This is a genomic window from Thiobacillus sp. (assembly GCF_024708915.1).
On sequence record NZ_JANJXQ010000085.1, the window covers coordinates 21503 to 47537 of the forward strand.

The 26035-nt window shown below is 65.7% G+C and carries 26 protein-coding genes; 10 read left to right on the forward strand and 16 right to left on the reverse strand.

Going from position 1 to position 26035, the window contains the following annotated elements; all coding sequences use genetic code 11:
• Positions 1-35: 35 nt before the first annotated feature.
• The gene (locus Q0L94_RS06880) at positions 36-953 is read left to right on the forward strand and encodes a ZIP family metal transporter (protein ID WP_296751625.1); all 918 of its coding nucleotides are present in this window, start codon (positions 36-38) and stop codon (positions 951-953) included.
• Between the two features lie 28 nt (positions 954-981).
• Entirely contained in the window at positions 982-1539 is a 558-nt protein-coding gene (locus Q0L94_RS06885) for a ferritin-like domain-containing protein (RefSeq protein WP_296751628.1), read from the forward strand.
• Positions 1540-1550: 11 nt separating this feature from the next.
• On the opposite strand, the gene Q0L94_RS06890 is transcribed toward Q0L94_RS06885, so the two are convergent.
• From Q0L94_RS06890 to Q0L94_RS06900, 3 genes are all read right to left on the reverse strand, one after another.
• Complete coding sequence (locus Q0L94_RS06890) at positions 1551-3920, reverse strand: glycoside hydrolase family 15 protein (RefSeq protein WP_296751630.1); 2370 nt, start codon at positions 3918-3920, stop codon at positions 1551-1553.
• A 95-nt stretch (positions 3921-4015) separates the two neighbouring features.
• A complete protein-coding gene (locus Q0L94_RS06895; protein ID WP_296751633.1) occupies positions 4016-4819 on the reverse strand; it encodes an HPP family protein in 804 nt (267 codons plus the stop codon).
• A gap of 18 nt (positions 4820-4837) precedes the next feature.
• Complete coding sequence (locus Q0L94_RS06900) at positions 4838-5185, reverse strand: TusE/DsrC/DsvC family sulfur relay protein (protein ID WP_296751636.1); 348 nt, start codon at positions 5183-5185, stop codon at positions 4838-4840.
• Positions 5186-5288: 103 nt separating this feature from the next.
• Here Q0L94_RS06900 and Q0L94_RS06905 point away from each other — a divergent pair, with 103 nt between their 5' ends.
• Together Q0L94_RS06905 and Q0L94_RS06910 are read left to right on the forward strand one after the other, a co-directional pair.
• Positions 5289-6137, forward strand: a complete 849-nt coding sequence (locus Q0L94_RS06905; RefSeq protein ID WP_296751639.1) for a LysR family transcriptional regulator — start codon at positions 5289-5291, stop codon at positions 6135-6137.
• A gap of 19 nt (positions 6138-6156) precedes the next feature.
• Positions 6157-6552: a hypothetical protein gene (locus Q0L94_RS06910; protein ID WP_296751641.1), complete on the forward strand. Its 396-nt coding sequence runs from the start codon at positions 6157-6159 to the stop codon at positions 6550-6552.
• Between the two features lie 26 nt (positions 6553-6578).
• Here the strand turns inward: Q0L94_RS06910 and Q0L94_RS06915 are convergent, their stop codons facing one another.
• The 8 genes from Q0L94_RS06915 to Q0L94_RS06950 form a co-directional block, all read right to left on the reverse strand.
• Positions 6579-7190, reverse strand: a complete 612-nt coding sequence (locus Q0L94_RS06915; RefSeq protein WP_296751644.1) for a cyclopropane-fatty-acyl-phospholipid synthase family protein — start codon at positions 7188-7190, stop codon at positions 6579-6581.
• Positions 7191-7192: 2 nt separating this feature from the next.
• Positions 7193-7906 (reverse strand): DsbC family protein, encoded by a 714-nt coding sequence (locus tag Q0L94_RS06920; RefSeq protein ID WP_296751647.1) that lies wholly within the window; start codon positions 7904-7906, stop codon positions 7193-7195.
• A 26-nt stretch (positions 7907-7932) separates the two neighbouring features.
• Complete coding sequence (locus Q0L94_RS06925) at positions 7933-9201, reverse strand: FAD-dependent oxidoreductase (RefSeq protein WP_296751650.1); 1269 nt, start codon at positions 9199-9201, stop codon at positions 7933-7935.
• Positions 9198-10334 carry an FAD-dependent monooxygenase gene (locus tag Q0L94_RS06930; RefSeq protein WP_296751652.1) on the reverse strand — a complete coding sequence of 379 codons (1137 nt, stop codon included), beginning with the start codon at positions 10332-10334 and terminating at the stop codon, positions 9198-9200. The genes Q0L94_RS06925 and Q0L94_RS06930 overlap by 4 nt, the downstream gene beginning before the upstream one ends.
• Positions 10331-11629, reverse strand: coding sequence for an aminopeptidase P N-terminal domain-containing protein (locus tag Q0L94_RS06935; RefSeq protein WP_296751655.1), 1299 nt, complete (start codon positions 11627-11629; stop codon positions 10331-10333). Before Q0L94_RS06935 ends, Q0L94_RS06930 begins: the two co-directional genes overlap by 4 nt.
• Complete coding sequence (gene murU, locus Q0L94_RS06940) at positions 11622-12311, reverse strand: N-acetylmuramate alpha-1-phosphate uridylyltransferase MurU (protein WP_296751657.1); 690 nt, start codon at positions 12309-12311, stop codon at positions 11622-11624. The genes Q0L94_RS06935 and murU overlap by 8 nt, the downstream gene beginning before the upstream one ends.
• Positions 12312-12400: 89 nt before the next feature.
• Entirely contained in the window at positions 12401-12940 is a 540-nt protein-coding gene (locus tag Q0L94_RS06945; RefSeq protein ID WP_296751660.1) for a hypothetical protein, read from the reverse strand.
• Between the two features lie 487 nt (positions 12941-13427).
• The gene (locus tag Q0L94_RS06950) at positions 13428-14435 is read right to left on the reverse strand and encodes a phosphotransferase (protein ID WP_296751662.1); all 1008 of its coding nucleotides are present in this window, start codon (positions 14433-14435) and stop codon (positions 13428-13430) included.
• Between the two features lie 43 nt (positions 14436-14478).
• Between Q0L94_RS06950 and Q0L94_RS06955 the strand changes: the two genes are divergently transcribed.
• From Q0L94_RS06955 to Q0L94_RS06975, 5 genes are all read left to right on the forward strand, one after another.
• Positions 14479-16671: an LPS-assembly protein LptD gene (locus Q0L94_RS06955; protein WP_296751665.1), complete on the forward strand. Its 2193-nt coding sequence runs from the start codon at positions 14479-14481 to the stop codon at positions 16669-16671.
• Positions 16649-17959 (forward strand): peptidylprolyl isomerase, encoded by a 1311-nt coding sequence (locus tag Q0L94_RS06960; RefSeq protein WP_296751668.1) that lies wholly within the window; start codon positions 16649-16651, stop codon positions 17957-17959. Before Q0L94_RS06955 ends, Q0L94_RS06960 begins: the two co-directional genes overlap by 23 nt.
• 16 nt (positions 17960-17975) lie before the next feature.
• Positions 17976-18965 (forward strand): 4-hydroxythreonine-4-phosphate dehydrogenase PdxA, encoded by a 990-nt coding sequence (gene pdxA, locus Q0L94_RS06965; protein ID WP_296751671.1) that lies wholly within the window; start codon positions 17976-17978, stop codon positions 18963-18965.
• 84 nt (positions 18966-19049) lie between these two features.
• Positions 19050-19829 carry a 16S rRNA (adenine(1518)-N(6)/adenine(1519)-N(6))-dimethyltransferase RsmA gene (gene rsmA / locus Q0L94_RS06970; RefSeq protein ID WP_296751674.1) on the forward strand — a complete coding sequence of 260 codons (780 nt, stop codon included), beginning with the start codon at positions 19050-19052 and terminating at the stop codon, positions 19827-19829.
• Between the two features lie 92 nt (positions 19830-19921).
• Entirely contained in the window at positions 19922-21649 is a 1728-nt protein-coding gene (locus tag Q0L94_RS06975) for an EAL domain-containing protein (protein WP_296751677.1), read from the forward strand.
• A gap of 11 nt (positions 21650-21660) precedes the next feature.
• On the opposite strand, the gene Q0L94_RS06980 is transcribed toward Q0L94_RS06975, so the two are convergent.
• Entirely contained in the window at positions 21661-22740 is a 1080-nt protein-coding gene (locus tag Q0L94_RS06980) for an alkene reductase (RefSeq protein WP_296751679.1), read from the reverse strand.
• A 242-nt stretch (positions 22741-22982) separates the two neighbouring features.
• Here Q0L94_RS06980 and Q0L94_RS06985 point away from each other — a divergent pair, with 242 nt between their 5' ends.
• Entirely contained in the window at positions 22983-23576 is a 594-nt protein-coding gene (locus tag Q0L94_RS06985) for a DUF4202 domain-containing protein (protein ID WP_296751682.1), read from the forward strand.
• A gap of 37 nt (positions 23577-23613) precedes the next feature.
• On the opposite strand, the gene gloA is transcribed toward Q0L94_RS06985, so the two are convergent.
• The 4 genes from gloA to gmhB all read right to left on the reverse strand — a co-directional run.
• The gene (gene gloA, locus Q0L94_RS06990) at positions 23614-24018 is read right to left on the reverse strand and encodes a lactoylglutathione lyase (protein ID WP_296751685.1); all 405 of its coding nucleotides are present in this window, start codon (positions 24016-24018) and stop codon (positions 23614-23616) included.
• A gap of 154 nt (positions 24019-24172) precedes the next feature.
• The gene (locus Q0L94_RS06995; protein WP_296751686.1) at positions 24173-24856 is read right to left on the reverse strand and encodes a SprT family zinc-dependent metalloprotease; all 684 of its coding nucleotides are present in this window, start codon (positions 24854-24856) and stop codon (positions 24173-24175) included.
• Between the two features lie 4 nt (positions 24857-24860).
• Positions 24861-25583, reverse strand: coding sequence for a lysophospholipid acyltransferase family protein (locus tag Q0L94_RS07000; RefSeq protein ID WP_296751688.1), 723 nt, complete (start codon positions 25581-25583; stop codon positions 24861-24863).
• Positions 25580-26035: D-glycero-beta-D-manno-heptose 1,7-bisphosphate 7-phosphatase (gene gmhB, locus Q0L94_RS07005; RefSeq protein ID WP_296751690.1), on the reverse strand; the 456-nt coding region annotated here is incomplete at its 5' end. The genes gmhB and Q0L94_RS07000, both read right to left, overlap by 4 nt.

Genomic DNA, 26035 nt, shown 5'->3' on the forward strand with positions numbered 1-26035 from the left:
ACGCAGACCGCGCCCACGCGGCCAAGCGTGAACGCATGAATACCGCCGCCCGCAGTCTGCAGGATTTCCTCGCCGACCCGCGCCATGCCCGCGCGGCGCGGCGCGGCAGCGGCATGCTGGCGCTTGCCCTGTTGGGCGGGCTGGCGTGGGTGGCCGTGGCGCAGGACGGCGCCCGCATCGATACCCCGATGGGGCAGGCGCTGGCCGGTTCGGCCATAGCGGCGCTCGCCACTGCCGTGGGTGCCCTGCCCGCCCTGTTCGTCCGCCACATCTCGGCACGCTGGGAAGACATCATGCTCGGCTTTGGGGCGGGCGTGATGGCGGCGGCCTCGTGTTTCTCGCTGATCCTGCCGGGGGTCGAGGCGGGCTCGGCGATACTGGGCAGCAAGCCAGCCGGCGCCGCCATCGTTGCCGCGGGGCTGGTGCTGGGCGCGCTGTTTCTGCTGCTGGCCGACAAGGCGGTGCCGCACGAACATCCCGGCGCCGGCCGCCACGGTCCCGACTGGATGCAGTTGCGCCGTGTCTGGCTGATGGTGTTCGCCATCGCCCTGCACAACTTCCCCGAAGGGATGGCGATCGGCGTCGGCTTCGCCGGGGGCGACGCCTCGGTGGGCATCCCGCTGACCGCGGCGATTGCCATTCAGGATATTCCGGAAGGCCTGGTGGTGGCGGTAGCGCTGCGCACCGTGGCGTATACGCCCTGGAAGGCCGCCGGCGCGGCCGCGTTGACCGGGCTGGCCGAGCCGCTCGGCGCCATCGTCGGCGTCGCGTTAACCTCCGGCTTCGCGCCGCTCTATCCGGCCGGCCTGGGTTTTGCCGCTGGCGCGATGATCTGGGTGGTATCGCACGAAATCATTCCGGAAACCCATCGCAAGGGGCACGAGCAGGCCGCCACGCTGGGAATCATCGGCGGCTTTGTTGTCATGATGCTGCTGGACACTACTCTGGGGTAAGTACTCAACGAATCGAAAGGAATCCACCATGGCCAAGACCTCATCCGCAACCCAACAACCCTTCCTGACCGACATCAAGACCCTGCGCGCCCGCGCGCGCAAGCACATCGAGGACGGCGCGGTCACCGCGGGCTACCAGGCCGACCGCGCCGTCGTGATCAAGCTACTGAACGAGGCGCTGGCCACCGAGCTGGTCTGCATCCTGCGTTACAAGCGGCATTACTTCATGGCCGGGGGCATCAATGCCGACACGGTGGCGCAGGAATTCCTCCAGCACGCCACCGAAGAACAGGGCCATGCCGACCTGATCGCCACGCGCATCGTGCAGCTGAATGGCGAGCCCAACTTCAGCCCCGACGGGCTGGCGATGCGCTCGCACGCCGAGTACGTCGAAGGCGGCAGCCTGATCGAGATGATCAAGGAAGACCTGGTTGCCGAACGCATCGCGATCGAGAGCTACGGCGAGATGATCCGTTACATCGGCGACAAGGACATCACCACCGGGCGGATGCTGGAGACCATCCTGGCGATGGAAGAGGAGCACGCCAACGATTTGTCGAGCCTGCTGGAGGATCTCAAGCGCTGAGCTGCGCAGGATCAGCCCGGCAGGGCGACGCGGGCCCTTTCCTGCATCGGCAGGCCGCGCCGGCCCTGCCAGTTGAATTGCAGGCGGCTGCGCCCCGCCAGCCGGGCCGCGTCCAGCCATAGCCCGTGCAGGCCCAGGCCGCAGGCAACGGTTGCCTGATCGGCCGGCGTGCTTGCGTCGTCCAGCCACAGCCGGACCGCCGCCGCCTCCGGCAGCACGATCCACAGCGCCTGGCCTTGCGCCACCCGGCGCACCGGGGCGCCGGGGGTCCAGATGGCGGCCGCCGCACTGGGCCGCTCGCCGCCGTAGCGCCGCCACACCGCAGCCGGGCGATCGAAGGGGTATCCCTGGATGCGCGAGGCGGCAAGCTTGACGAACTCGGCATGCGCCCACGCCAGCGGCATGGCGCTGCCGGTCGGCCGCCCCGGCCGGAACCGGCCGAGCGCCGGGGCGTCCCATATCTGTTCGGGGATCAGGCCATGGCTGGCCATGGCATTCATCGCCACCAGATACGGCAACGCGTCGCGGCCGGCGGCGAGCTCGTAGTGGCCGCGTTCGCCGCTGAGCAGCGGCCAGCCGCGCCCGCGTCCAGCTCCGTCGAATGCGCGGCCGTCGTCATGTTCGCCATAGCCGTCGCCGTTGTAACGGTGCCATACCGGCCCCAGCGGCGTTTCGGTTTTCAGCAGCGCGTCGGCGAGCGCCAGGGTATCGACGATCAGGGCGTCGTCGGCACGGCGCAGGCCGAGCCGCACCAATTGCAGGAAATCGGTGGCGATCTGCGCGTCGGCTGCAAGCCGGAGACCGTCGCCCCGGTTCTTGATCGGCAATACGCGCTGCATGGCATAGTCGTCGCACAGAATGTCCGGCGGCGCTTCGCGCACGTAATACGCAGGCACGCCGTGACGCGCGCCCAATGCGGTACCGCGTGCCACACACCAGTCTTCCAGCCGGGCATTCCAGAAATCGGCCACCGCCAGCGGCAAGTCACGTTCGGCCTCGGGCAGCAAGCCGGCGCCGGCCACCAGCGCGGCAATGCACACCGCGAGCGTAAACGGGCTGACGCCGGCGTCTTCCTCCCAGCGATCCTGCGGGCTGGCGGGACCCGCCTGCACCAGGAATGCCAGCGCGCGGCGCATGCTGGCCGCCACCACCATGCCGCCCAGCGCATCGCGTTCGGCCAGACTCGCGGCGAGCAGCACGGGAAATGCCGTCTCGTCGAGCTGGATTCCCGCCCAGTACGGCTTGCCGCCGAGCCACTGGTTCTGGTTCCAGTGGCCGTCGGCATTCTGCGTTGCCAGCAGATAGCCCAGCACCGCCTGCGCTTCGCCGACGCTGCCGAGCGCCAGCAGCGCCTGCGCCGATTCGACCAGATCGCGCGGCCATACCAGGTGGTAACCACCGCGCTCTTCGCCGTGATTGCCCCACGGCACCGACAGGCTCGCCACCATCGCCCCGAGAAAAGTCTTGTCGCTGTGGGTTTTCAGCACCTGCGCCGAACAGGCGAGCTGCGCCCGCAGTTCGTCCGGCAAGCCGGCCGACAGGGCTGCGCTATGGCACCCCTGGTGCCATCCCGTCCAGGCCGCATGCTGCAGCTCCAGCATGCGGGAAAAAGGCTGCATCAACGCCGCGCGTGCCAGTGCGGCGGCGGCCTGCATCGATGTCGCCAATCCCAGCGCCAGGGTTGCACGCGGCGCGACTTCCGCCATCAGCGCCACATTGCCCGGCCCGGCTGCGGCGTAATGCCAGGCCATGCGCCCGTTGGCGGCGAAATCCTGCCAACCGTCGGAAACGCCGACGTAGCCCGCCGACGCCGCGCCCAGCGCATCCTCGCCATCCGCCGTGCGCGCCAGCAGCGCCATCCCGAACGCCCCCTGCTCCGCCCACAGCACTCCTTGCCCCAGATGAGTCGCCGCCCATGCGCAATTGTTCCCGCCGGTGCCGCCCAGGTGCGGCGCGAGCAGGGCGTAGACGCGCAAGCCCGCCTCGCCGTCGAGCGCCAGATCGATCAGCAGCACATCGCGTGCCGCATCCGGACAGAAACACAGGCTGAGCGTGAAACGCGGGTGGCGGTGCACGACGGTCGGCAGCGGCACCCCCGGCGCGGGCACGGCCAGCGTGTAATCGGCGCCGCGCTTGACCTCGACCCAGAAACCGGCATCGTCGGCGACGATGAAGCCGAGGTCGCGAATCTGCGGAATGTCGATGCGCGGGCAATAGATCTCGTTGACGATGCCGTGGCCGAGGGTAAACCACAGCCGCGACGAGCCGATCGCGGTGCCGACCAGATCCTTGTCGGACGAGGTCCAGCTGGGTGCGATCCCGGGTGCGCCCGGGGCGTGTCCGGCCGCGGCATGCGGGGGAGGAATCCAGGGCGTATCCATTCGCGGCCCCTTCGTGGCGGTGTCATGACGACACCTTCACTTTACTGCAAACGTCTCCCTACTGCAGTGCCGCCCGGGAGCGCCGGGCAGCGGGGTCATGTCGATTCGACGGCCGGCACCGGGAGCGGTCCCGTTGTCTCGGGCGTCGCATGCTGATGTCCCAGCGCCAGCGCATAAATCTTCTGCAAATCCTCTTCGCTGACGTCGACGAAGGTATCGATCTGGCTCAATGCGTAAACCAGGTCGCTGTGCGGGATCATGCACTTTTCCTCGGAACCGGCGGAGTCCGCCGCCGCAGGCGCGCATACCGCAGGCTGACGCCACCACGCCTGCGGATAACGCCGCCAGGCAAACGGGTAGTTGAACGCCACCGCCACGATCAGCAGCACGACGACGCTCAGCAGCACGGGACTGAGCACGTAGCCGTAACCCATCGCATGCATGGCCTCGCCTCCCAGCACGGCATTCAGCGCAGTAGCCCCGCCCGGGGGATGCAGGCAGCGCAGGCTGTACATGGCCGCGATCGACAAGGCCACCGCCAGCGATGCGGCCAGCATCGGATCGGACAACCAGCGTGCGCAGGTGACGCCGACCAGCGCCGACACCAGATGGCCGCCGAACACCGACCAGGGCTGCGACATCGCACCATGCGGGGCGGCGAACAGCAGCACGGCGGAAGCCCCCATCGACGCAATGGTCAGCACACCCGCATTGCCATGCTCGGCCACCCAAAAGTTGCCGGCCCACAACACCGCGAGCAGGCCCAGCAAGCCGCCGACCGCCGACACCCAATGCTCGCGCTCCGAAACCGTGTAAGCGATCTTCAGCCCGCTCCAGCCCCGCATCAGGCTGACCTTTCTTCTGAGCGCGCGCTCCGACATCCTGTAGACAGTCTTCATCGTATCGGTGTCTCCGCTTTACACATCGAGCATCAATTTCAGCGGCTTGCGCATGCCGGCGACGCGGCAGGCCTGCTGCCCGTAGCCATGCGGAAACAGTTCGTACAAGGCCTGCTTGGCGGCGCGTTTGTCGCTGCCCTGCGCAGCCAGATGCTGAATGACCCGGCGCGCTTCGGGCACGCTCTCGTTCTCGGCGTACCAGGCGCGGATGAAATCGAGCACCTGCCAGTGGGCTGCGCTCAAGGTCAGGCCATCCTCGGCCGCCAGCAACGGCGCAAGCGTCCGGCTCCACTCGGCGGGATTCAGCAAAAAACCTTCGTTGTCGCGTTCGGGCATCAGGACGGCAAGGTCGGCACGGCTGTTCATCGCAGGCTCCCGGTTTGAAGAGGGGCCTAGTTTAGAGATCTCTTATATATCCTTCTAACGATAAATTTTGGTATCTAATATCGGAAAAACCGATATCTGAAAAATGGACACCGAACTCGCCCGTACTTTTCTCATGGTCGCCGCCAACGGCAACTTCGTCGCCGCTGCCAGCCGTCTGCACGTCACCCAGTCGACCGTGAGCGCGCGCATCCACACGCTGGAAACCACGCTCGGCGTGCGCCTGTTCCAGCGCGGTCGCAACGGTGCGGAATTGACGCCGGCAGGCAAGCGTTTCCTGCGCCACGCCAAGCATCTGGTGCGCACGGTGGAGCAGGCGCGCCACGATGTGGGCTTGCCCGAGGGGTTTCACGACGTACTGACGCTGAGCGGACGGATCGCGGTATGGGAGGGGTTCCTGCCGCACTGGGTGGCGTGGATGCGCGGGGCGGCGCCGGACGTGTCGCTGCGCCTGGAAGTCGGCTTCGAACCCGACATCATGCAGGGACTGATCGAGGGCACGGTGGACATCGGCGTCATGTACACGCCGACTTCGCGCCCCGGGCTGGTGGTGGAGCCGCTGTTCGATGAAACCCTGCTGCTGGTGACCAACGACCCCACCCGCCCCTGGCCGGATCCCGACTATATCCACATCGATTGGGGAGCGGAGTTCCACGCCTTGTTCAGCGAGCACCATCCCGAGATGGGGGCTCCCACCCTGGTTGCCAACGTCGGCTGGCTGGGCGTGCAGCAAGCGCTCATTTATGGCGGCAGCGGGTATTCCCCGCTGCGGCTGGTGCGGCATCACCTCGAAGCCGGACAGCTGTGGCGTGTCCCGCAAAGCCCGCAGTTCAAACTGACGGCCTACATGGTGTTCCCGCGCGACAGCGACAGCGCCACCCTGAAGCAGGCGCTCGACGGCTTGCGTGAACTGGCTAAGGCAGAGGAGTCGTGATATGGGCAGGACATGCCGCATGAACCGGCGCCTTGTACGCGGGTTGGGCCTGCTGGCCGCCGTGCTTTTTCTGACAGGCTGCTTCACCGATGCCGCGACCCGGCTTGCCTACGACATCGAGTCCGGCGTGAACCGCATGAACCGGCTGAACGAAGCGCGCTACAGCATCCGCCACACGCCCGCGGAGTCCAGCGAATGCACCGGTCCTTACACCGTGCAGCTCGACAAGGTCGGGGCCTTGATCGTGTGGTGCAGGGATGCGGCCGGAAACATCGTCGCAAGCGGCAGCACGTCGTACCACGCGCGCTTCATCGATACGCCGGCAAGCTTCATTCTGGACAAGCCGGCCGGTTCAACTCTGGCGATAGACCTGGAGCGCCGCGCAGGCCGTGGGGTTGTGACCGGCGTGCACTGACCTCCTTCGCAGGGCTGAAACGAGATTCAACTGCCCGGCTTGCGCGCCACCAGGTCGATCAGGGCCGACCTGCCGTGATGATGACTGCCTTCGCGGATGACGGACTCATGCTCGGCCAGATGCAGGATGTCCCAGTCGCCGAACCAGTCGCGCAGCAAATCGGCGGTATACATGTTGGCCGCACTGGGCGGGCCGCCGGTGCCGAACTCGAGTTGCTTCGGCGTGTAGCCCTGCAGAATCAGCAGCCCGCCCGGCTTCAGGCAGCGGCGGATGCCGGCGATGACATGATCACGCTCGGGCGGCGGCGCGAACTGGATGAAGATGGCGGCCACCAGATCGTAGGCCGCTTCCGGCCAATTCCAGTCGAGAATGTCGGCCTGCTCGAAGTCCAGCGCCACGCCGCGAACGGCCGCCAGCTTGCGGGCCTTTTCGAGCGCCAGCGGCGAGACGTCGATGGCGTGCACCGAGGCGCCCTGCTCGGCCAGCCACACGCCGTTGCGGCCTTCGCCGTCGGCCACCGCCAGCGCGCGCATGCCGGGGCGAATCAACGCCGCCTGACTCGCCAGAAACACGTTCGGCGCGGTGCCGAAGATGTATTCGTCGGTCGCGAAGCGCGCGTTCCAGAAATCGGAACTCATGCTTACTTGGCGTTGGCGGCGAGCAGTCGCTCGAGTTGCGCGGCCGGAACCATACCGGGCACGCGCACGCCGTTGGCGAAGACCAGGGTCGGCGTGCCGTTCACTTTGAGCTTGTTGCCCAGCGCGATGGTGGCTTCGACCGGGTTGGCGCACTTGCCGTCGTTGTTCGGCACGCTGCCGCGCGTGATGTAGTCGTCCCATGCCTTGTTGCGGTCGGGCGCACACCAGATCTGCTTCGAGGTCTGCACCGCCTTCGGATGCAGGCCTTCGATCGGGTAGAGGAAGGTGTAGACGGTGATGTTGTCGACCTTGGCGAGCTCAGCCTCGAACTTGCGGCAGTAGGGGCAGTCGACGTCGGAGAACACCACCAGCTTGCGCTCGCCCTTGCCTTTGACGGTCTTCAGCGCGTTGTTGAGCGGCAGCGTGTCCCACTTCACCGCCTGCAGCCGGTTCAGTCTGGCCTGGGTGAGGTTGGTGCGGTTCTTCAGATCGATCACGTCGCCAGTGAACACGTATTGCGCCTTGGCGTCGACGTAGATGAGCTGGCCGTCGAGATAGACCTCGAACAATCCGCTGTAGGGCGTCGCCTGCACCGAAGCGATGTTGGCGCCCGGAAACTGCTGCGTCAGCGCCTTGCGAATGACGGCTTCGTTGGCCTGCGCGGTCGCGGCGGCGAACATCAGGGTGGCGGCCAGCGCCAAGGGGGTGAATTTCATTCAGTGCTCCAGTAAAAAACGAAAACTCAGGACATCGCCTCGCGCACCAGCGCCGCTTTCAGCGACGGCAGGCGGTCGACGAGAGACATTCCGGCATTGCGCACCCATGCGGCGCGCTCGTCGGCAAACAGATGATGCAGGCCGTGGGTGAGCGCCTGCATGCGCTGAACCGGTTCGGCACGCTCGCGCGCATAGCGTTGCAGCACGCGCACATCGCCGCAATTGCCCCGGCGCTGCTGCGCCAGCACGTCGACCAGCGCTTCGGCATCGCCGAATCCCAAGTTGACGCCCTGTCCGGCCAGCGGATGCACGCCGTGGGCGGCATCGCCGATCAGCGCCACGCCGGGGGCAACGGCAGCCGCCACCCGGATCAGCCGCAGCGGGAACGCCGCCGCCGGGGTCAGCGCGCGCAATGCGCCGAGCCGGTCGTGGCCCGCTGCCCGCACCTTGTCGGCCAGCGATTCCGCGTCCAGCGCGACCAGTTCGTCGGCATGCGCCGTCCGGGTTGACCAGACCATCGACATGCAGTTCCCGCTCAACGGCAGCCAGGCCAGGATGTCGCTGTCGAAAAACCACTGGAACGCGGTTCCGCGATGCGCGCGTCCACATTCGAAATTCGCCACCACCCCGCTCTGGCCGTAGGGCGTCAGCGTCGAACCCAGCCCCGCCCAATCGCGGATGCGCGAGGCAGCGCCGTCGGCGCCGACGATGAGCTCGGCCTTGATGGCCGTTCCGTCGGCCAGCGTCAGCTGCGTGGACGCGCCATTCCTGACGAGCGATTCGATCGTCGCCGGGCAGTGCAGCGTCACGTTGCCGTCGGCCTCGATCGCCTGCCACAAGGCAGATTGCAGGCGTCCGCTTTCGAGGATGGTCGCGAGGCGCGGGACGCCGGCCTCGTAAGCGTCGAGACGGACCGCGCCGCCGCCGTCGCCCGCCACGTCCATGCGGAACACCGGCTGGATGCGTCCGCCATCGAGACGGTGCCAGGCGCCGATGCGTTCGAGGAAGCGCTGGCTGGCAGGGCTGATGGCGTAGATGCGGGTATCCCAGGTTTCCTCCGGCAATGGCCCCACAAGGGGAGTCCGACTTTCTCCCCGCAAGGGGGAGGCCGATGGGGGCCCAACGGCTACGCCGTTACCCATTCGCTCTACGGGCTGAAGCCCGTGAAAGGTCGTATCCGGCAGCTGGCGCTCGATCAGCGCGACCCGCAACCCTTGCCGCCCGAGCGCCAGCGCGGCGGCGGCGCCCACCAGGCCGGCGCCGACGATGACAGCCTGATAGCGCTCGCCGCTCATCCGCGCGCCCCGAACATCATGCGCCGCGCGACGAAGGTCTTCAGCGGCGGCAAGGTTTCCAGTGCCAGCAGGCCGAGGCCGCGTGCGTGCCGCAACAATCCGATGTCATTGGAGAAGGTGCGCACCAGGAAGTCGGTGAAGCCGAGGCCGCCGAACACGTCGGCGCGCCGCCCGCGGGTATAGGCGGCGAGCATGGCCGCGCTGCCGATCTCGCGCGCCGCCGTGTCGCCGCACAGACTCGCCAGTTCCCAGGCGTCGCGCAGGCCGATGTTGAAGCCCTGCCCCGCGACCGGGTGCAGCGTCTGCGCGGCGTTGCCGATGCGCACCACGCGGGCGGCCGCCTCGCTGCCGGTCCAGGCGAGTTTCAGCGGGAAGGTCTTGCGCGGGCTGGCTTGCAGAAACAGCCCCTGGCGCCCGCCGAAATGGCGGTACAAGGCGGCGAGAAATGCGTCGTCGGGCAACGCGGCAATCCGCTCGGCGTCTTCCCTGCTGGCAGTCCATACCAGGGCGTAGCGATCACCCTTCGGCAGCAGCGCGGCCGGCCCTTCCGGGGTGAAGCGCTCGAACGCCTGGTTGGCGTGCGGCAGTTCGGTCTGCACTTCGCACACCACCGCCATCTGGTCGTAGTCGCGTTCGAGTTTGGGTTTGGGCGCCGCCTCGCCGCGCCCGCCGTCGGCCACCGCCACCAGCGGTGCGGCATGGACACGGCCGTCTGCCGCATGCAGGCTTGCCATCTCGCTGCCGGATTCGATGCGCGTCACCGCCACGCCATAATCGACTGCGATGCCGGCATCGGCCAGCACCCGCTTCAGCACCGCGGTGAGCGAGGCGTAGGGCAGCACGTAGCCGAGTGCCGGCACGTTCACCTCCTCTGCCGACAGCCGCGCCACGCCGAGCGCACCGCGCTGGGAAATGTGAATGCGGTCGATCGGGGTGACGCCATCCAGCCGCGCCCACACACCGAGGCGCTCGAGGATCTGCCGTGAGCCATGCGACAGCGCCAGCGTGCGGGTGTCGACGCGTGCGTCTTCCGGCTGCGCTTCCAGCACCTGCGCAGCGACCCCCTGCTGCTGCAGCGCCAGCGCGCACACCGCGCCGACCGGGCCGGCGCCGACGATCAGCACAGGCTTCATCCGTTCATCCACGCTTCGATTTCATCCACGGTTTTCGGCGGCGAGGTCAGCACCTCGCAGCCGGACTCGGTCACCACCACGTCGTCCTCGATGCGGATGCCGATGTTCCACAAGGCCTCGGGCACGTCGTCCGCCGGGCGGATATACAGGCCCGGCTCGACGGTCAGGGTCATGCCCGGCACCAGCGGGCGCCATTCGCCATGCAGCTTGTATTCGCCGGCATCGTGCACGTCCATGCCCAGCCAATGGCCGGTACGGTGCATGTAGAAACGCTCGTAGGCTTTCGACTCGATCAGGCCGTCGACGCTGCCGGCAAGCAGCTTGAGATCGACCATGCCCTGCGTCAGCACGCGCACCGCCGCCTCGTGCGGTGAATTCCAGTGGCTGCCCGGACGGACCGCGTCGATGGCCGCCGCCTGCGCCGCCAGCACCAGTTCATAGGCGTCCTTCTGCGCCGCCGAGAAGCGGCCGTTTACCGGGAAGGTGCGGGTGATGTCGGCGGCATAGCTGCCGAACTCGGCGGCGGCGTCGATCAGCAGCAGGTCGCCGTCGACGAGCGGCTGGTTGTTGAAGACGTAATGCAGCACGCAGGCGTTGGCGCCGCTGGCGACGATGGACGTATAGGCCGGCGCCTCGGCGCCGCCGCTGCGGAAGGCGCACAGCAGTTCGGCCTCGATCTCGTATTCGTGGCGGCCCGGCCGGGTCGCGCGCATCGCGATGCCATGCGCGCGGGTGGATATCTCGGCGGCACGGCGCATCAGGGCCAGTTCGTGGGCATCCTTGACCAGGCGCATCTCGTCGAGCGCATGCCGCACGTCGACGATCTCGCCCGGCGCGACGATACCCTGCCGCGTCTTCGCCCGCACCGCGTTGAGCCAGCCGATCACCCGCGCATCCCATGCCGGGTCCTGCCCCACCGCGTAGGCGAGGCGCGCGCGGTTGCCCATCAGCTCGGGCAGCCTGGCGTCGAGTTCCGCGACCGAATGGGCGGCATCGAAACCGAACTGCTGCTGCGCCGCCGCCGGGCCATGGCGGAAGCCGTCCCAGATCTCGCGCGTCTCGTCCTTGTCGCGGCAGAACAGGATCGATTGCGGCGCCGCGCCGCCGACCAGCACCACCACCGCCTCGGGCTCGGCGAAGCCGGTCAGCCAATAGAAATAGCTGTCGTGCCGGTAGGGATAGTGGGTGTCGCGGTTGCGCGGCACCTCGGGAGCGGTGGCGACGATGGCAATGCCGTCGCCGAGGGCGGCGGCCAGCCGCGCGCGGCGGTTGGCGTAAACGGAGGCGTCAAACATGGGTGCGCAGGCTTTGGTCGAGTTGGTGCAAACGTTCGGGCGTCCCCACATCGACCCAGCGTCCGGCGAAACGTTCGCCGCTCGCGCGTCCGGCATCGATCGCCAGCCTCAGCAGCGGGGCCAGCGGCGCCTTCTCGCCCGCCCGGGTATGGGCGAACAGCGCGCGGTGATAGACGCCGATGCCGGAGAAGGTGAGGCGTGAGGGGGGAGGCGTAAGGAGTGAGGCAACGATCCGGCTACCGTCGAGCACGAAATCGCCTTGCGGGTGGTGAGGCGGATTGTCGACCAGCACCAGATGCGCCTGGTCGCGCCCCGCAGCGAGCCGCGCCATCGGTTCGGCCAGACGGCTGAAATCGTATTCGCAGTAGATGTCGCCGTTCACCACGGGAAAGACGTCGCCTTCAATCAGCGGCAGCGCGGTGGCGATGCCGCCCGCGGTTTCCAGTGCGCTGACTTCGCGCGAATACTCAATGGCCACGCCCAGCGCCGCTCCGTTCCCCAGCGCGGTTTCGATCTGCTGGCCGAGATGAGCATGGTTGATAACGATGTGGGTGAAGCCCGCCGCACGCAGGCGTTCGATATGCCAGACGATGAGTGGCTTGCCGCCGACCGGCAAGAGCGGCTTGGGCGTGTGGTCGGTGAGCGGGCGCATGCGCTCACCGCGGCCGGCGGCGAGGATCATGGCGGTTTGGGTGTGTTCGGTATTCAATATAAAAAACTCACTGCAATCATCAGCCCTGGTGGCCAAACGAGCCAAGATGAAATTGACTCTCAACTTACTATTCTGTGATCCCTTGAATCATAAACAAATAGCTCCTCATAGCCGGATTCATACCTAACCCGTATATGGAACCGATTCAACGCGCTTTTCAATGCTTCTGGGTCATCATGAATGGTGGGAACCATTGCCAGATGCACAATCGTGACTACCTCATCTTTTGCCATCACATGCCCTGGTCGAAGAACCGTGATATAGCATTCATCACTGATCAACGCGGCTGGTATGGTTTTCGCGACCACAGGAAATAAATCATCAGGCTCATCGGCCTTCAAAGGAACACCATCTAACAGCGGTTCAAAGCTTTTAATAATTGCGGGGCCAAGCCCACTATTTGTAATTCTGACTTCAATTAGCCTAACGCCTGCACGCTCCAGGTCTTCTTTGCTACCCGTATAGGTGGCAATATGCGGCCTGACAGTCAGACGGTTATGTTTATGTGTTGCTCTAGTTTGGCTGATGGTGAGAAACAAGGCACAAATTGAAATCAGAAGAGCTGCATAATCCCGTGCTAATTCTGCAAGAAAACTCATATGCCCCCTATCAACTCTTGTAGGGCGCATAAATCGCAGAGGCAATGCGCCGGATCTAAGTCCAAATAGTAATCGCAAACCCCCTGTCATCACCGCCTGGTTTTGACTTTCCTCCCCTTGCAGCCCCGCCGAAAATCGGGTCTGCCGGGCGGATCAGCGGCGAAGGTGTTTGAGCCCCGCTCACGAAAAACAAAATTCAAAACAGCAAAGCGGGGCGAGTTCTTCGCCGCCCGTCCGGCAGGCTCGATTTTCGGGAAGCCGGGGATGTCGGGGTCGCCTTCTTTTGGTTACTTTTCTTGGCGAGACAAGAAAAGTGACTAGCCGCCGGGCTACCCCCGGCCAACGGCCAGCGGTCCTGCACAGTTTCCGGCTACAGCGTAGAACCCTCTCCCCCAACCCTGATGAAACTACTAAGCAATCGACATAAGCCGCTAAAGCGGCAAGTCGCTGCTTATCTCCCGCTTGCGGGCGAGGGACTTGATCCCCATCAGAACGTATACCCCACCTTCACTTCCCTGTTCTCCAGCCCATCCAGCAAAAACAGCAGCGGCTTCAACTCGTCATACCGCTCGCACACCTTGCGCAGGTAATGCATCACCCGCGGCATATCCTTGAGATACCCGTCCTTGCCGTCGCGGTGATACAGCCGCGCGAAAATGCCGAGCACCTTGATCTGGCGCTGCGCGCCCATCCATTCGAAATCGCGCCAGAACTCGCCGAAATCCTCGCGCACCGGCAGGCGGGCCGCGCGCGCCTTTTCCCAGTAGCGGATCACCCAGTCGAGCTGCTGCTCCTCGTCCCACTGGACATAGGCGTCGCGGTAGATCGAGGCGAGGTCGTAGGTGATGGGGCCGTGGACCGCATCCTGGAAGTCGAGAATACCGGGATTGGGGTCGGCGACCATCAGGTTGCGCGAATGCCAGTCGCGGTGCACGTAGACCCGTGGCTGCGCCAGATTGTTGGCGAGCAGGCGCTCGAACACGGTGTCGAGGATGGCCTTCTGGTCGTCCTTCATCGTGACGCCGAGATGTTTCGCCACATACCACTCGGGAAACAGCATCAGTTCGCGGGTCAGCAGCGCGCGGTCGTATTCCGGCAGCGCGCCGGGACGGCTCGCCTGCTGGATGCGGATCAGCGCATCGTTCGACGCCAGATACAGCTCGCGCGCCACGTCCTGATTGAGTGCGGCCTGGTCGAGCGCCGACAGGTAGGTGACGTTGCCCAGATCGCTCAGCAGCAGAAAGCCCTGCTCCAGGTCCTGCGCCAGCACCTGCGGCACGTGCACGCCGGCGTCGCCGAACAGCCGCGCCACCGCGACGAACGGGCGGCAATCCTCGTGCGCCGGCGGCGCGTCCATCACGATATAATCGCGGCCTTTGGCAGTCACGCGAAAATAACGGCGAAAGCTGGCGTCCGCCGACGCCGGGGCGATGTCCAGCGCACCCCCCCCCAATTGACGGGCGGCCCAGCCTTGTAATGCTTGCAAACGCTCCACAGCCACACTGCTCCGAATAACGAACTTCCGGATTTTACATCGCTTGTCCATCCTGCCCGGCTTTGCGCTTGTCGTGTTGTTGCTGACCGCTGCTTCTGCGGCAGCGAACGGACTCGCGCTGAAAAAAGACGTCGAGCTCGCCGGCTCGGCGGCGGCAGGCAAGGCGGGGCCGCTGTTCGTGACGGCCGATCGCATCGAATCGACCGCCGCCAACGTCATCGAAGCCAGCGGCCAGGTGGAAGCCCGCCAGGCCGGGCAGAACTTCTTCGCCAACTGGCTGCGCTACGACACCACGCTGAGCCGGGTGGAAGCACGCGGCCAGGTGCGGCTGGAGCAGGCCGCGCTGCAGGTAGCCGGCGACACCTTCAAATTCAACCTCGATGACTACAGCGGCGAGCTCACCCAGCCGGTATACCGGTTCCCGTCGCAGCAGGGGCGCGGCAACGCCGACCGCATCGAGTTCATCGACGAAAATCACTTCAAGCTACAGGACGCCACCTATACCACCTGTTCGGCGGACAACGACGACTGGTTCCTCAAGGTGAGCGACCTCGACATCGACCGGACCCGCAGCGTGGGCACGGCGCGCCACGCTTCCCTGCGGTTTCTCGGTGTGCCCATCCTGTATACGCCGTGGGTGGATTTCCCGCTCAGCGATGCACGCAAGACCGGCATGCTGGCGCCCACTTTCGGTACCACCGAGCGCAGCGGCCTCGATATCCTGGTGCCGTATTACCTCAATCTCGCGCCCAACTACGACGCCACACTCTACCCGCGCCTGCTGTCCAAGCGGGGCGTTCAGCTGGGCGGTGAATTCCGCTACCTGCTGGCGGGCGCCCACGGTGAAAATCGCCTCGAATACCTGCCCAACGACAGCGTGGCCGAACGCACGCGCTGGAGTGTGGCGCTGAAGAACGAAACCGCCCTGAACGCGAACACCCAGGCCGGCATGGTGTTCAATCGCGTGTCCGACGACGATTATTTCCGCGACCTGTCCAATCTCATTTCCATCACCTCGCTTACCCATCTCAATCGCGAAGCCTGGCTGACCACACAACACGCCAACTGGCATGCCGAATTGCGCGCGCAAAGCTACCAGACGCTGCAGGACTCCACGTCGACCCTCCCTATTCTCGAACCTTACGCACGGTTGCCGCAGGCCCGCCTGGGCATGACGAAAACCTTCGGCAACGGGCTCGAGTTCAAGCTGGACAGCGAAGCCACCCGCTTTGCCCACCCCACGCAGACCGAAGGCACCCGCGCGCTGGCCTACCCGACGCTGCGCCTGCCGCTGACCAACTCGTTCGGCTTTTTCACCCCGCAGATCGGCTGGCACAGCAGCTATTACGACCTGGACGACAGCGTGGACAAACAGCGCATCTCGCGCAACCTGCCCATCCTCAGCCTCGATTCCGGCGTCACTTTCGACCGCCCGTTCCGCTTTGCCGGCCACGATTTCGAGCAGACGCTGGAGCCGCGCGCCTACTATGTATACGCTCCGTATCGCAATCAGGATGCGATCCCGGTGTTCGACACCGCGCTGCTCGATTTCAGCTACGCGCAGATGTTCACCGAGAACCAGTTCATCGGCGGCGACCGCGTCAACGACGCCAACCAGCTGACGCTCGCCGTCACCAGCCGCTTCATCGAGGCCGAAAGCGGACTGGAGCGCCTGCAGGTCACCCTTGGCCAGCGCTATTACTTCAGCACGCAGCAAGTCGGCCTGCCCGGCGTGCCCCCGCGCACCAGCAGCGCCACCGATCTGCTCGCCGCCGTCAGCGGGCAGATCACGCGCGACTGGCGCATCGACACCGCTTGGCAGTTCGACACCCAGAACGGCACCACCATCCGGCAGAACCTGGGCGCGTCCTATCGCCCCGGGCCCGGCCGCACGTTGAACTTCGGCTACCGTTTCATCGACCAAGCCACCGAGCAGATCGATTTGTCCGCGCAATGGCCGCTGACCAGGCGCTGGTACGGCATGTTCCGCTACAACTATTCGTTCCAGGACGACAAGCTGGTCGAAGGGCTGGCCGGGCTTGAATACAATGGCGGCTGCTGGGCGGTGCGCGGTGTGTTCCAGCGCCTGGCCACCAAGGAAGACCAGTCCACCGATGCGTTTTTCATCCAGCTCGAGTTGAGCGGCATGGGGCGCCTGGGCGCCAACCCGCTCGACGTTTTGAAACAAAGTGTTCCCGGATACAGGCCAAGCAATGAAATTCTTCAAACACCCTGAATGGCGCCGCCCGCACTGGGTACTGGCGCTGCTGATCGCCGCCTCGACCCTGCTGCCGGCCCACGCCGCGGTGCAGCCGCTCGACCATATCGTTGCCGTCGTCAACGACGAAGTCATTACCCGCCAGGAGCTCGTCAAGCGTTACGACGAAGTCGTGCGCAACCTGTCGCGGCAGAACACCCCGCTGCCGTCACGCGAGATACTGGAAAAACAGCTGCTCGAGCGCATGGTCACCGAACTCGCCTTGCAGCAGCACGCCCGCAGCACCGGCGTGCGGGTCGACCCGACGCAGGTCGAACGCGCCCTGCAGCGCATCGCCGCGCAGAACAAGCTCGACATGGCCGGGTTGCAGGCCGCGCTGGAAAAGGACGGCCAGAGCCTCGACCACATGCGCAGCACCATCCGCAATGAAATCCTGATTGCACGCGCCCGTGAACGCGACGTCGACAACCGCATCGCCGTCAGCGACGCCGAGATCGAAGGCTATCTGCAAACCCAGGCACAGCAGGGCGTGGAGACGGAATACAACTTCGCCCACATCCTCGTCACCGTGCCGGAGAACGCCTCGCCCGAACAGATCCAGGCGCGCCGCGACCGCGCCGAGGATATCCTCGCCCAGCTCGCCAGGGGCGCCGATTTCGCCCAGCTGTCGGCCAGCCATTCCGACGCCCCCAACGCGCTGCAGGGCGGCGCTTTCGGCTGGCGCGCCAGCGGCAAGATGCCGGCCCTGTTCGCCGACGCGCTGAAGCCGCTGCAGCCGGACCAGGTCGCCCCGCTGCTGAAAAGCAGCAACGGCTTTCACATCCTCAAGCTCAACGACAAGCGCGGGCTGGACGTGGCGCTCAACGTCACGCAGACGCACGCCCGCCACATCCTCATCAAGACCAACGAGCTTACCTCGGAATCGGATGCCCGCAACCGCCTGCTGCAACTGAAAGAGCGCGTCGACAACGGCGTGAAATTCGACGAGCTCGCACGCCTGCACTCCGAGGACGCCAGTGCCTCCAAGGGCGGCGACCTCGGCTGGCTCAATCCCGGCGACACCGTGCCCGATTTCGAGAAAGCGATGGACGCCCTGCAGCCCGGCGGGGTCAGCGCGCCGATCCAGTCGCCTTTCGGCTGGCACCTGATCCAGGTGCTGGAGCGCCGCGAGCAGGACGTCACGCAGGAACGCCAGAAACTGCTGGCGCGTCAGGCCATCCGCGAGCGCAAGGGGGAAGAAGCCTTCCAGGACTGGGTGCGGCAGATCCGCGACTCGGCCTACGTCGAACTGCGTCCGCTCGATTGATCCGGGTACCCCGAGGGTGAGCGAAGCCGCGAATCTGCCCGTTCTCGCCCTCACCGCCGGCGAACCCGCCGGAATCGGGCCCGACCTCTGCATCGCGCTGTCGCAGCAGGCGCTGCCATGCCGCCTCTCGGTATTGGGCGATATCGGAGTGCTGCGCGCACGCGCCGTCCAGCTCGGCATCGCGCCCGATTTCGTCAGCGGCGACGCCGTCCCCGCGCAGCGGCCGGGCCGCCTGCATGTGCGCCACATTCCGGCCGCGGCCCCCGTCACCGCAGGCGTGCTCGACCGCGGCAACAGCGCCCACGTGCTCGCCCTGCTCGACGCCGCCCTCGCCGGCTGCATGGACGGCAGCTATGGCGCCGTCGTCACCGCGCCGGTGCACAAGGGCGTCATCAACGATGCCGGCTTTGCCTTCACCGGCCACACCGAATACCTGGCCGACCGCAGCGGAACCGAAAAAGTCGTGATGATGCTTGCCGGCGGCGGCCTGCGCGTCGCGCTCGCCACCACCCATCTGCCTTTGCGCGAGGTGGCCGACGCCATCACGCCCGCGCTGCTCGACGAGGCGATCCGCATCCTGCACGCCGACCTGCAAAGCAAATTCGGCGTCATTCGACCGCGTATCCTGGTGGCCGGGCTCAATCCGCATGCCGGCGAATCCGGCCACCTCGGGCGCGAGGAAATCGACGTCATCGGACCCGCGCTCGACCGCCTGCGTGGCGAAGGCATGAACCTCGTCGGCCCGCTGCCCGCCGACACGCTGTTTTCGCGCATCCGCCGCGAGCGCTGCGATGCCGTGCTGGCGATGTATCACGACCAGGGCCTGCCGGTGCTCAAATACGCCAGCTTCGGCGCCGGCGTGAACGTCACGCTGGGCCTGCCGTTCATCCGCACCTCGGTCGACCACGGCACCGCGCTCGATCTCGCCGGCACGGGGCGGGCGGAAGCGGGCAGCCTGCTTGCCGCGATTGAAATGGCCTTGGAGATGGCGAGCGGCAAACGGTAAGCCGTGAGCGCCAGGGCGTACGCCCGCCCCTTGCAACGTGGATCTTGCATCCTGAAACTTGCCCCTTGAGTCCAGCCCCCTGACATGCACCCCCCCCGCAAACGCTTCGGCCAGAATTTCCTCATCGACGACGGCATCATCCATGCCATCGTCAATGCCATCCACCCGCAGATATCCGACATCGTGGTCGAGATCGGCCCCGGCCTCGGCGCACTGACGCGGCCCCTGCTCGAGCGCCTGCCGCACCTGCACGCCGTGGAACTCGACCGCGACATCGTCGCGCGCCTGCAAAGAACCTGGCCGGCCGAGCGGCTCAGCGTGCACGGCTGCGACGCGCTGAAATTCGATTTCGCCGCGCTGGGCCACGATCTGCGCATCGTCGGCAACCTGCCCTACAACATCTCCACGCCGCTGCTGTTCCACTTGATGGCGTTCGCCGGGCACATCCGCGACATGACCTTCATGCTGCAGAAGGAAGTCGTCGAACGCATGGTCGCCGCGCCTTCGACCGCCGATTACGGACGCCTGTCGATCATGCTGCAGCGCCGTTTTCACCTGGAATGGCTGCTCGACGTCCCGCCTGCCGCCTTCAACCCGCCACCCAAGGTCGATTCCGCAGTCGTCCGCCTGATCCCCAAAACCCCGGCTGAAATCGCCCCGCTCGACGAGGCGCTGTTCGCGCGCGTCGTCGCCGCCGCGTTTTCGCAGCGTCGCAAGACCCTGAAGAACACGCTCGGCAGCCTGCTCAAGCCCGCTGACTTTACCGCGCTCGGCATCGACCCCGGCAAGCGCGCGGAAAATCTCGCCGTCGCCGATTACGAAGCCATCACCCGGCATCTGGCCGGGCAAAACCGCGCAGCGTAAACCTCACCTGCAGGCAAGGTGAGCGAAGCGGACTGGCGGCTCAAGCTTGATGGCCCAAATCCGATACTCAGGTAGTCGCCTGCCCCAACCTTATGGACACCCGCACTCAATACCCACCCTCAGCCTGCCCGCCGGGCCTGGAGCCCGAAATCGAGCGTGAGTTGCTGCGCGCCTATATCGATAGCGCCAACGACGGCATTTTTGTCGTCTGCGACGAGATGAAATTCCATGTCGCCAACCCGCTCATGGCCACCTGGCTCGGGGTCAGCGAAACCGAGCTGACCGCGCATGGGCGGCGCATGCCGATTACCGAGCTATTTGGCCTGACCGAGACCGGCGCCCTGTTCCGCGAGCATTTCCGCACCGTGCTTGAGGGGCGGGCAACGCGCTTCGAAATGGAGATCGATCCGCCGCGCGGCGAGCCGCGCTGGGTTGAAATCAGCATGAACCGCGTACGCCTGAATAGCGGCGAACTGGTGATCGGCATCCTGCGCGACGTCACCGAGCGCAGGCTGCTGCAAACCGCGTTGCAGCACCATACCCGCCACGACGATCTGACTGGACTGGTCAACCGGCGCGAATTCCAGCAACGCCTGCATGCCCTGGTCGGCAACGCGAAAACCCGCCGCGGATCGCATGTCCTGGTTTATATCGACCTCGACCAGTTCAAGCTGGTCAACGACAGCTGCGGCCACCTGGCCGGCGACGAGCTGCTGCGCCAGCTGGGCCGGCATCTGAAGCGGCTGACGAGCCAGCGCGACGTGATCGCTCGCCTGGGCGGCGACGAATTCGGACTGCTGCTGCATGACCAGTCGATCGAAGAAGGCATGCGGGTGGCGGAAACCTTGCGCGCCGCCATGGCCGGCTATCGCTTCGCCTGGAATGGACGCAGCGTCGAGGTGACGGCCAGCGTCGGCCTGTGTTCCATCGGCAGCGACACGGTTTCCGCGGAAGACGCGTTGAGCGCGGCCGATGCCGCCTGTTACGTTGCCAAGGACCGGGGACGCAACCGCGTACAGGCCTATTCCGGCGGCACCGCCTGCACCGGCAGGCGCCAGGAAATGCAATGGGTGGCTCGCCTGCAGAAGGCGCTGGACGAAAACCGCTTGCAGATCTGGCAGCAGCAGATTCTCGACCTGAGACACGTTCCAGGGGAGGGAGCCGGGCATGTCGAAATGCTGCTGCGCCTGATCGACGAGGACGGCGCGATCGTTGCGCCGGACCGGTTTTTCCCGGCGGCCGAACGCTACGGGCTGATGCCTGCCATCGACCGCTGGGTCATCCAGCATCTGCTGCTGGACGGGCAAGGCGGTCGCCTGCAGGCGGAAATGGCGCGCATCCGGGCCACGCATTGCGCCATCAACCTGTCCGGCGCCAGCCTCAACGACGATACGTTCATGGACTTTCTGGAAGACGCGCTGCGCCGTACAACGCTGGCGGGGGACCGGCTGTGCTTCGAAATCACCGAGACCGTGGCGGTGAGCCATTTCGGGCGCACCCGCGAAGTGATGCACGCCATCAAGCGGTTCGGCTGCCAGTTCGCGCTGGACGATTTCGGCAGCGGCATGTCTTCATTCAGCTACCTGAAGAACCTGCCGGTTGACTATCTCAAGATCGACGGCAGCCTGGTGCGGCATATCGCCGAGGATGCCGCCGATTTCGCCATGGTCGAGGCCATCAACCGCGTCGGCGCTGCGCTCGGTCTGAAGACGATCGCCGAATTCGTCGAGAGCGAGGCGGCGTTGCGGCGGCTGCGCGAAATCGGCGTCGACTATGCCCAGGGCTACGCCATCCACCGTCCCCAGCCGCTGTTCGGCTGAGCGAGGCCGGTTCAGCCCGGCAGGAAGGGATAGTCGGTATACCCCTTCTCATCCCCGCCGTAGAACGTTGCGTAATCGGGCGGATTCAAGGCCGCGCCGCGGCGGAATCGTTCCACCAGATCGGGATTGGCCAGCAGCAGACGGCCGAACGCAATCGCGTCGGCGGTACCCGACGTCACCGCAGCCTGTGCCATTGCAAAATCGTAATCGTTGTTGAGGATCAGGTTGCCCGAATACAGCGCACGCAGCCTGTCGTAATCGAATGGCGGCCACTCTTCCCGGGGGGTGCCGCCGGCTCCCTGCAACACGTCCAGAAAAGCGAGTTGCAGCGAATTGAGCTGGCCGACAACGTAATCGAACGTCTCCTGTGGATGGTCGTCGCTGATGTCGTTGAATGGCGTCACCGGAGACAGCCGCAGACCGGTGCGGTCGCTGCCGATTTCCCGGCACACGGCATCCAGCACTTCCAGCAGCAGGCGCGCCCGGTTTTCCTTGCTGCCGCCGTAGGCATCGGTGCGCCGGTTGGTCGACGAGCGCAGAAACTGATCCAGCAGATAGCCATTGCCGGCGTGGATTTCCACGCCGTCGAAACCCGCATCGGCGGCATTGCGCGCGGCCTGCCCGAAGTCGGCGACCAGGGCGGGGATTTCCGCAAGTTCGAGCGCGCGCGGCGTGACGAAATCCTTCATTTCCTGCCCGGTGAACACCTGGCCGGGCGGACGGATCGCCGACGGCGCGACCGGCAGGGCGCTGCCCGGCTGCAGATCGGGATGCGAAATCCGCCCCACATGCCACAGTTGCAGCGCGATCTTCCCGCCGGCGCCATGCACCGCATCGGTCACCTGCTTCCAGCCCGCGATCTGTTCGGGCGTATGGATGCCGGGCGTGCGGGGATAGCCGTGGCCCGCCGCGCAGACCGGCGAAGCCTCGGTCAGGATGAGCCCGGCCGAGGCGCGCTGGCGATAGTATTCGGCCACCTGCGGCGTCGGCACGTTGCCCGCACCGGCGCGGTTGCGCGTCAGCGACGACATCACCACGCGGTTGGCAAGTTCGATGGCGCCGAAGCGGGCGGGGGAAAAGAGATCGGTCACGGCGGGATTCCTCTGGGTCGAGTCGGCTGGGGGTTGATGAAACACATTCGACGTATCTTGGGGCCCGATCCGGAAATGCAAGCTTCGCCGGCGCCGATCGATGGGATAGCCGGGCCGCTGGCCCGGATGTTTGAGATAATCGAGGATGGAAACCGACACCGGCCGTGCGGCCCAGGAAAATATTCCGGCCTATCCAGGAAACGACTCTGGATAGCCTACCCCCCAACCCAGGAATGCTAACGATGATCGAGAATCAGGAACGCTTCAGTCGAGCGATGGCACTGTTTGATGCCGCCAATGCGGAAGACCCCAATCAGGATGAAGGCCAGCCCAAGGAACTGCTTTACGGCCGCCGCATGTCGGACATGATCGCCCGCTTTGCACCGCAAGCCTCCGAGGTGGCGCAACTGGCAGTGCGCGCCCAGCACATCCAGCGCTGGAAGGTGCCGCGCAGCAGCTATCCGATGAACAAGGAGGGCTATCACGCGTGGCGCACCGGGCTTTACACGTTTCACGCCGATACCACGGGCGAGCTGATGCGCCAGGCCGGCTACGACGACGCAAGCATCGAACGCGTCAAGAAGGCGGTGAGCAAGCGCGGCATCAAGAGCAATCCGGAAACGCAATTGCTGGAAGACATCGCCGACCTTGTCTTCATCGAGCATTACATGCTGGCCTTCGCCCAGGGCAAGCCCGACTACGACGAGGCGAAATGGCTGGATATCATCCGCAAGACATGGCAGAAGATGTCGAAGACCGCCCAGGGCTTCGCGCTGTCCGGCAAGATCGCATTGCCGGAACCCCTGGTGCCGCTGATCACCAAGGCAATCGGTTAGCGCGCGCTGCGGCGCGGGCGCATACCCGTTACTCCGCTCATTCCTTCACCCACCCGGCGGTTCCCTTCTGGATGAATTCGATCGGGTAGCCGTCGGGATCTTCGATGAACGCGATCACCGTGGTGCCATGCGACATCGGCCCGGCCGGGCGCAGCACCTTGCCGCCCCTGGCTGCGACGGCGTCGCACGCGGCGTAGGCGTCGTCGACCTCGATGGCGATGTGGCCGTAGCCGCTGCCGGTTTCGTATTGGTCGACGCCCCAGTTGTAAGTCAGCTCGAGCACCGCCGCCTTGTCCTCGCTGTCGTAGCCGACGAAAGCAAGCGTGAACTTCCCACCGGGGTAGTCCTTGCGGCGCAGCAGTTTCATGCCGAGCACGCTGGTGTAGAAATCGATCGAACGGTCGAGGTCGCCGACGCGCAGCATGGTGTGCAGGATTCTCATGACAGCAGGCCTTTCATTCTGTTATCCGCGAAGGGCGCGAAGAAAATCCAAAAGCAAAGACGAATCCTTGCCGGAAGATGGGTTCTTCGCTCGACGAGCGATCCTGGTTTTTCCTTCGCGCGCCTTCGCGTCCTGCGCGGAAGAAAAGTCAAACTCAAACCTGGAACAGCGTTGTACTCATTGTGCGCAACTCGGCGCGCCGCGCAAGCGCGTCCGGACACAGCGCCGCGACCTGCGCCCAGAAGCGCGGCGAATGGTCGAGGTGGACGAGGTGGGCGAGCTCATGCGCGGCAACGTAGTCGATATGCGCGAGCGGCGCCTGCACCAGCCGCCAGTTGAGGCGGATGTGGCCATGCCGGGTGCAGCTGCCCCATTGGGTTTGCGCGTCGGACAGGGCAAAACGGCTGGGCGTGCGCCCCAGTTTGCGGGCGATGCGTGCGAGCCGCCAGGCCAGCAGGCGTTCGGCGCGAAGTTGCAGCCAGTTGCGGATCAAGGATCCGGCGTCGGCATCGTACGGCGCATGAATGCGCAGTGTGCCGCCATGGCGGCGCACCTCGCTGAACAATGAAGGCCGGATATCGAGCGCAAGGACGCGCCCCAGATAACGCACCTCGTTCGCGGCGAGCGCCCCGGGTTGCGCTGCGCGCGCCTGCATCCGTGCCCAGGCGCGGGTGAGCCAGCCGCGCTGCAGCACGACATAACGCTCGATCTCGGCGCGCGGCGTCCAGCTCGGCGCATGAATGCGCACTTCGCACGACGTCACGGTCAAGCCGAGCGTGCGGCGGCGGCGCGAGCGCTTGAGCGCAAACGGCACCGCGATGCCGCCGAGCTGCAACACCCCGTTATTGGCGTGCGGCAGCAGGGGGCAGCCTCGCCATTTCGGCCTCGATCCAGGCCTCGACCGCGCGGGTGAGTTCGGCCGCACTTTTGCCGGCCGTGTCGATGGCCGGGCCAATGCTGACGGTGATGGTGCCGGGACGTTTGATGAAGGCATTTTTCGGCCACACCTCGCCCGCGTTGTGCGCCACCGGCACGATGGGCACGCCGCTTTCCGCCGCCAGCCAGCCGCCGCCTATGCCATAGCGGCCTTTTTCGCCGGGGGCGACGCGGGTGCCTTCGGGAAACACCAGCACCCAGAATCCCTGCGCGATTTTTTCCTTGCCCCGGGCGACGATCTGCTTGAGCGCTTCGCGCCCGGCACCGCGGTCGATGGCGATGGGCGAGAGCATGCGGAATGCCCAGCCAAAAAACGGCACGTTCAGCAGTTCCTGCTTGATGACCGGCGAGACCGGCGGAAACAGGAACAGGAACGCCACGGTTTCCCACGCCGACTGGTGCTTGGCGAGAACGACGGCAGGCTGATCCGGCAGGTTTTCAGCGCCCTTCACCACATAGCGGATGCCGAGCACCCAGCGCGCCAGCCAGATCACAATGCGGTTATAGCCGGTAATCATCCGGTAACGCGTATGCGCCGAAAACGGAAAGCTGAGCAAGGCAACCAGACTGAAGAAAACCGTCAGCACGGTTTGCAGAACCATGAAAATCAGCGAGCGGAGCAAATTCATGCCGCCGCCTTGAGCAGGTAATCGACCACCTCGCTCAGGTTGGCAAATACCGGCGTGTTCTCGGGCAGGCTGCCCGCCGCCAGGGTTTTTTCGCCCTTGCCGGTCCGCACCAGCAGCGGACGGGCGCCCACGCTGGCCGCCGCCAGCAGGTCGCGCAGCGAATCGCCTATAGCCGGCACGCCGGCGAGATCCCGCCCGTAGCGTGCGGCGATCTCGTCGAACAGGCCCGGTTTCGGCTTGCGGCAGGCGCAGTTCATGTCGGCCGCGTGCGGACAGTAGAACACCGCCTCGATGCGCCCGCCCGCCTGCGCCACCGCCTTGTGCATCTTGGCGTGGATCGCGTTCAGGGTCGCCATTTCGAACAGCCCGCGCGCAAGCCCCGACTGGTTGGTCGCCACCACCACGCGCCAGCCCTCGCGCGTCAGCCGCGCGATCGCTTCCAGGCTGCCGGG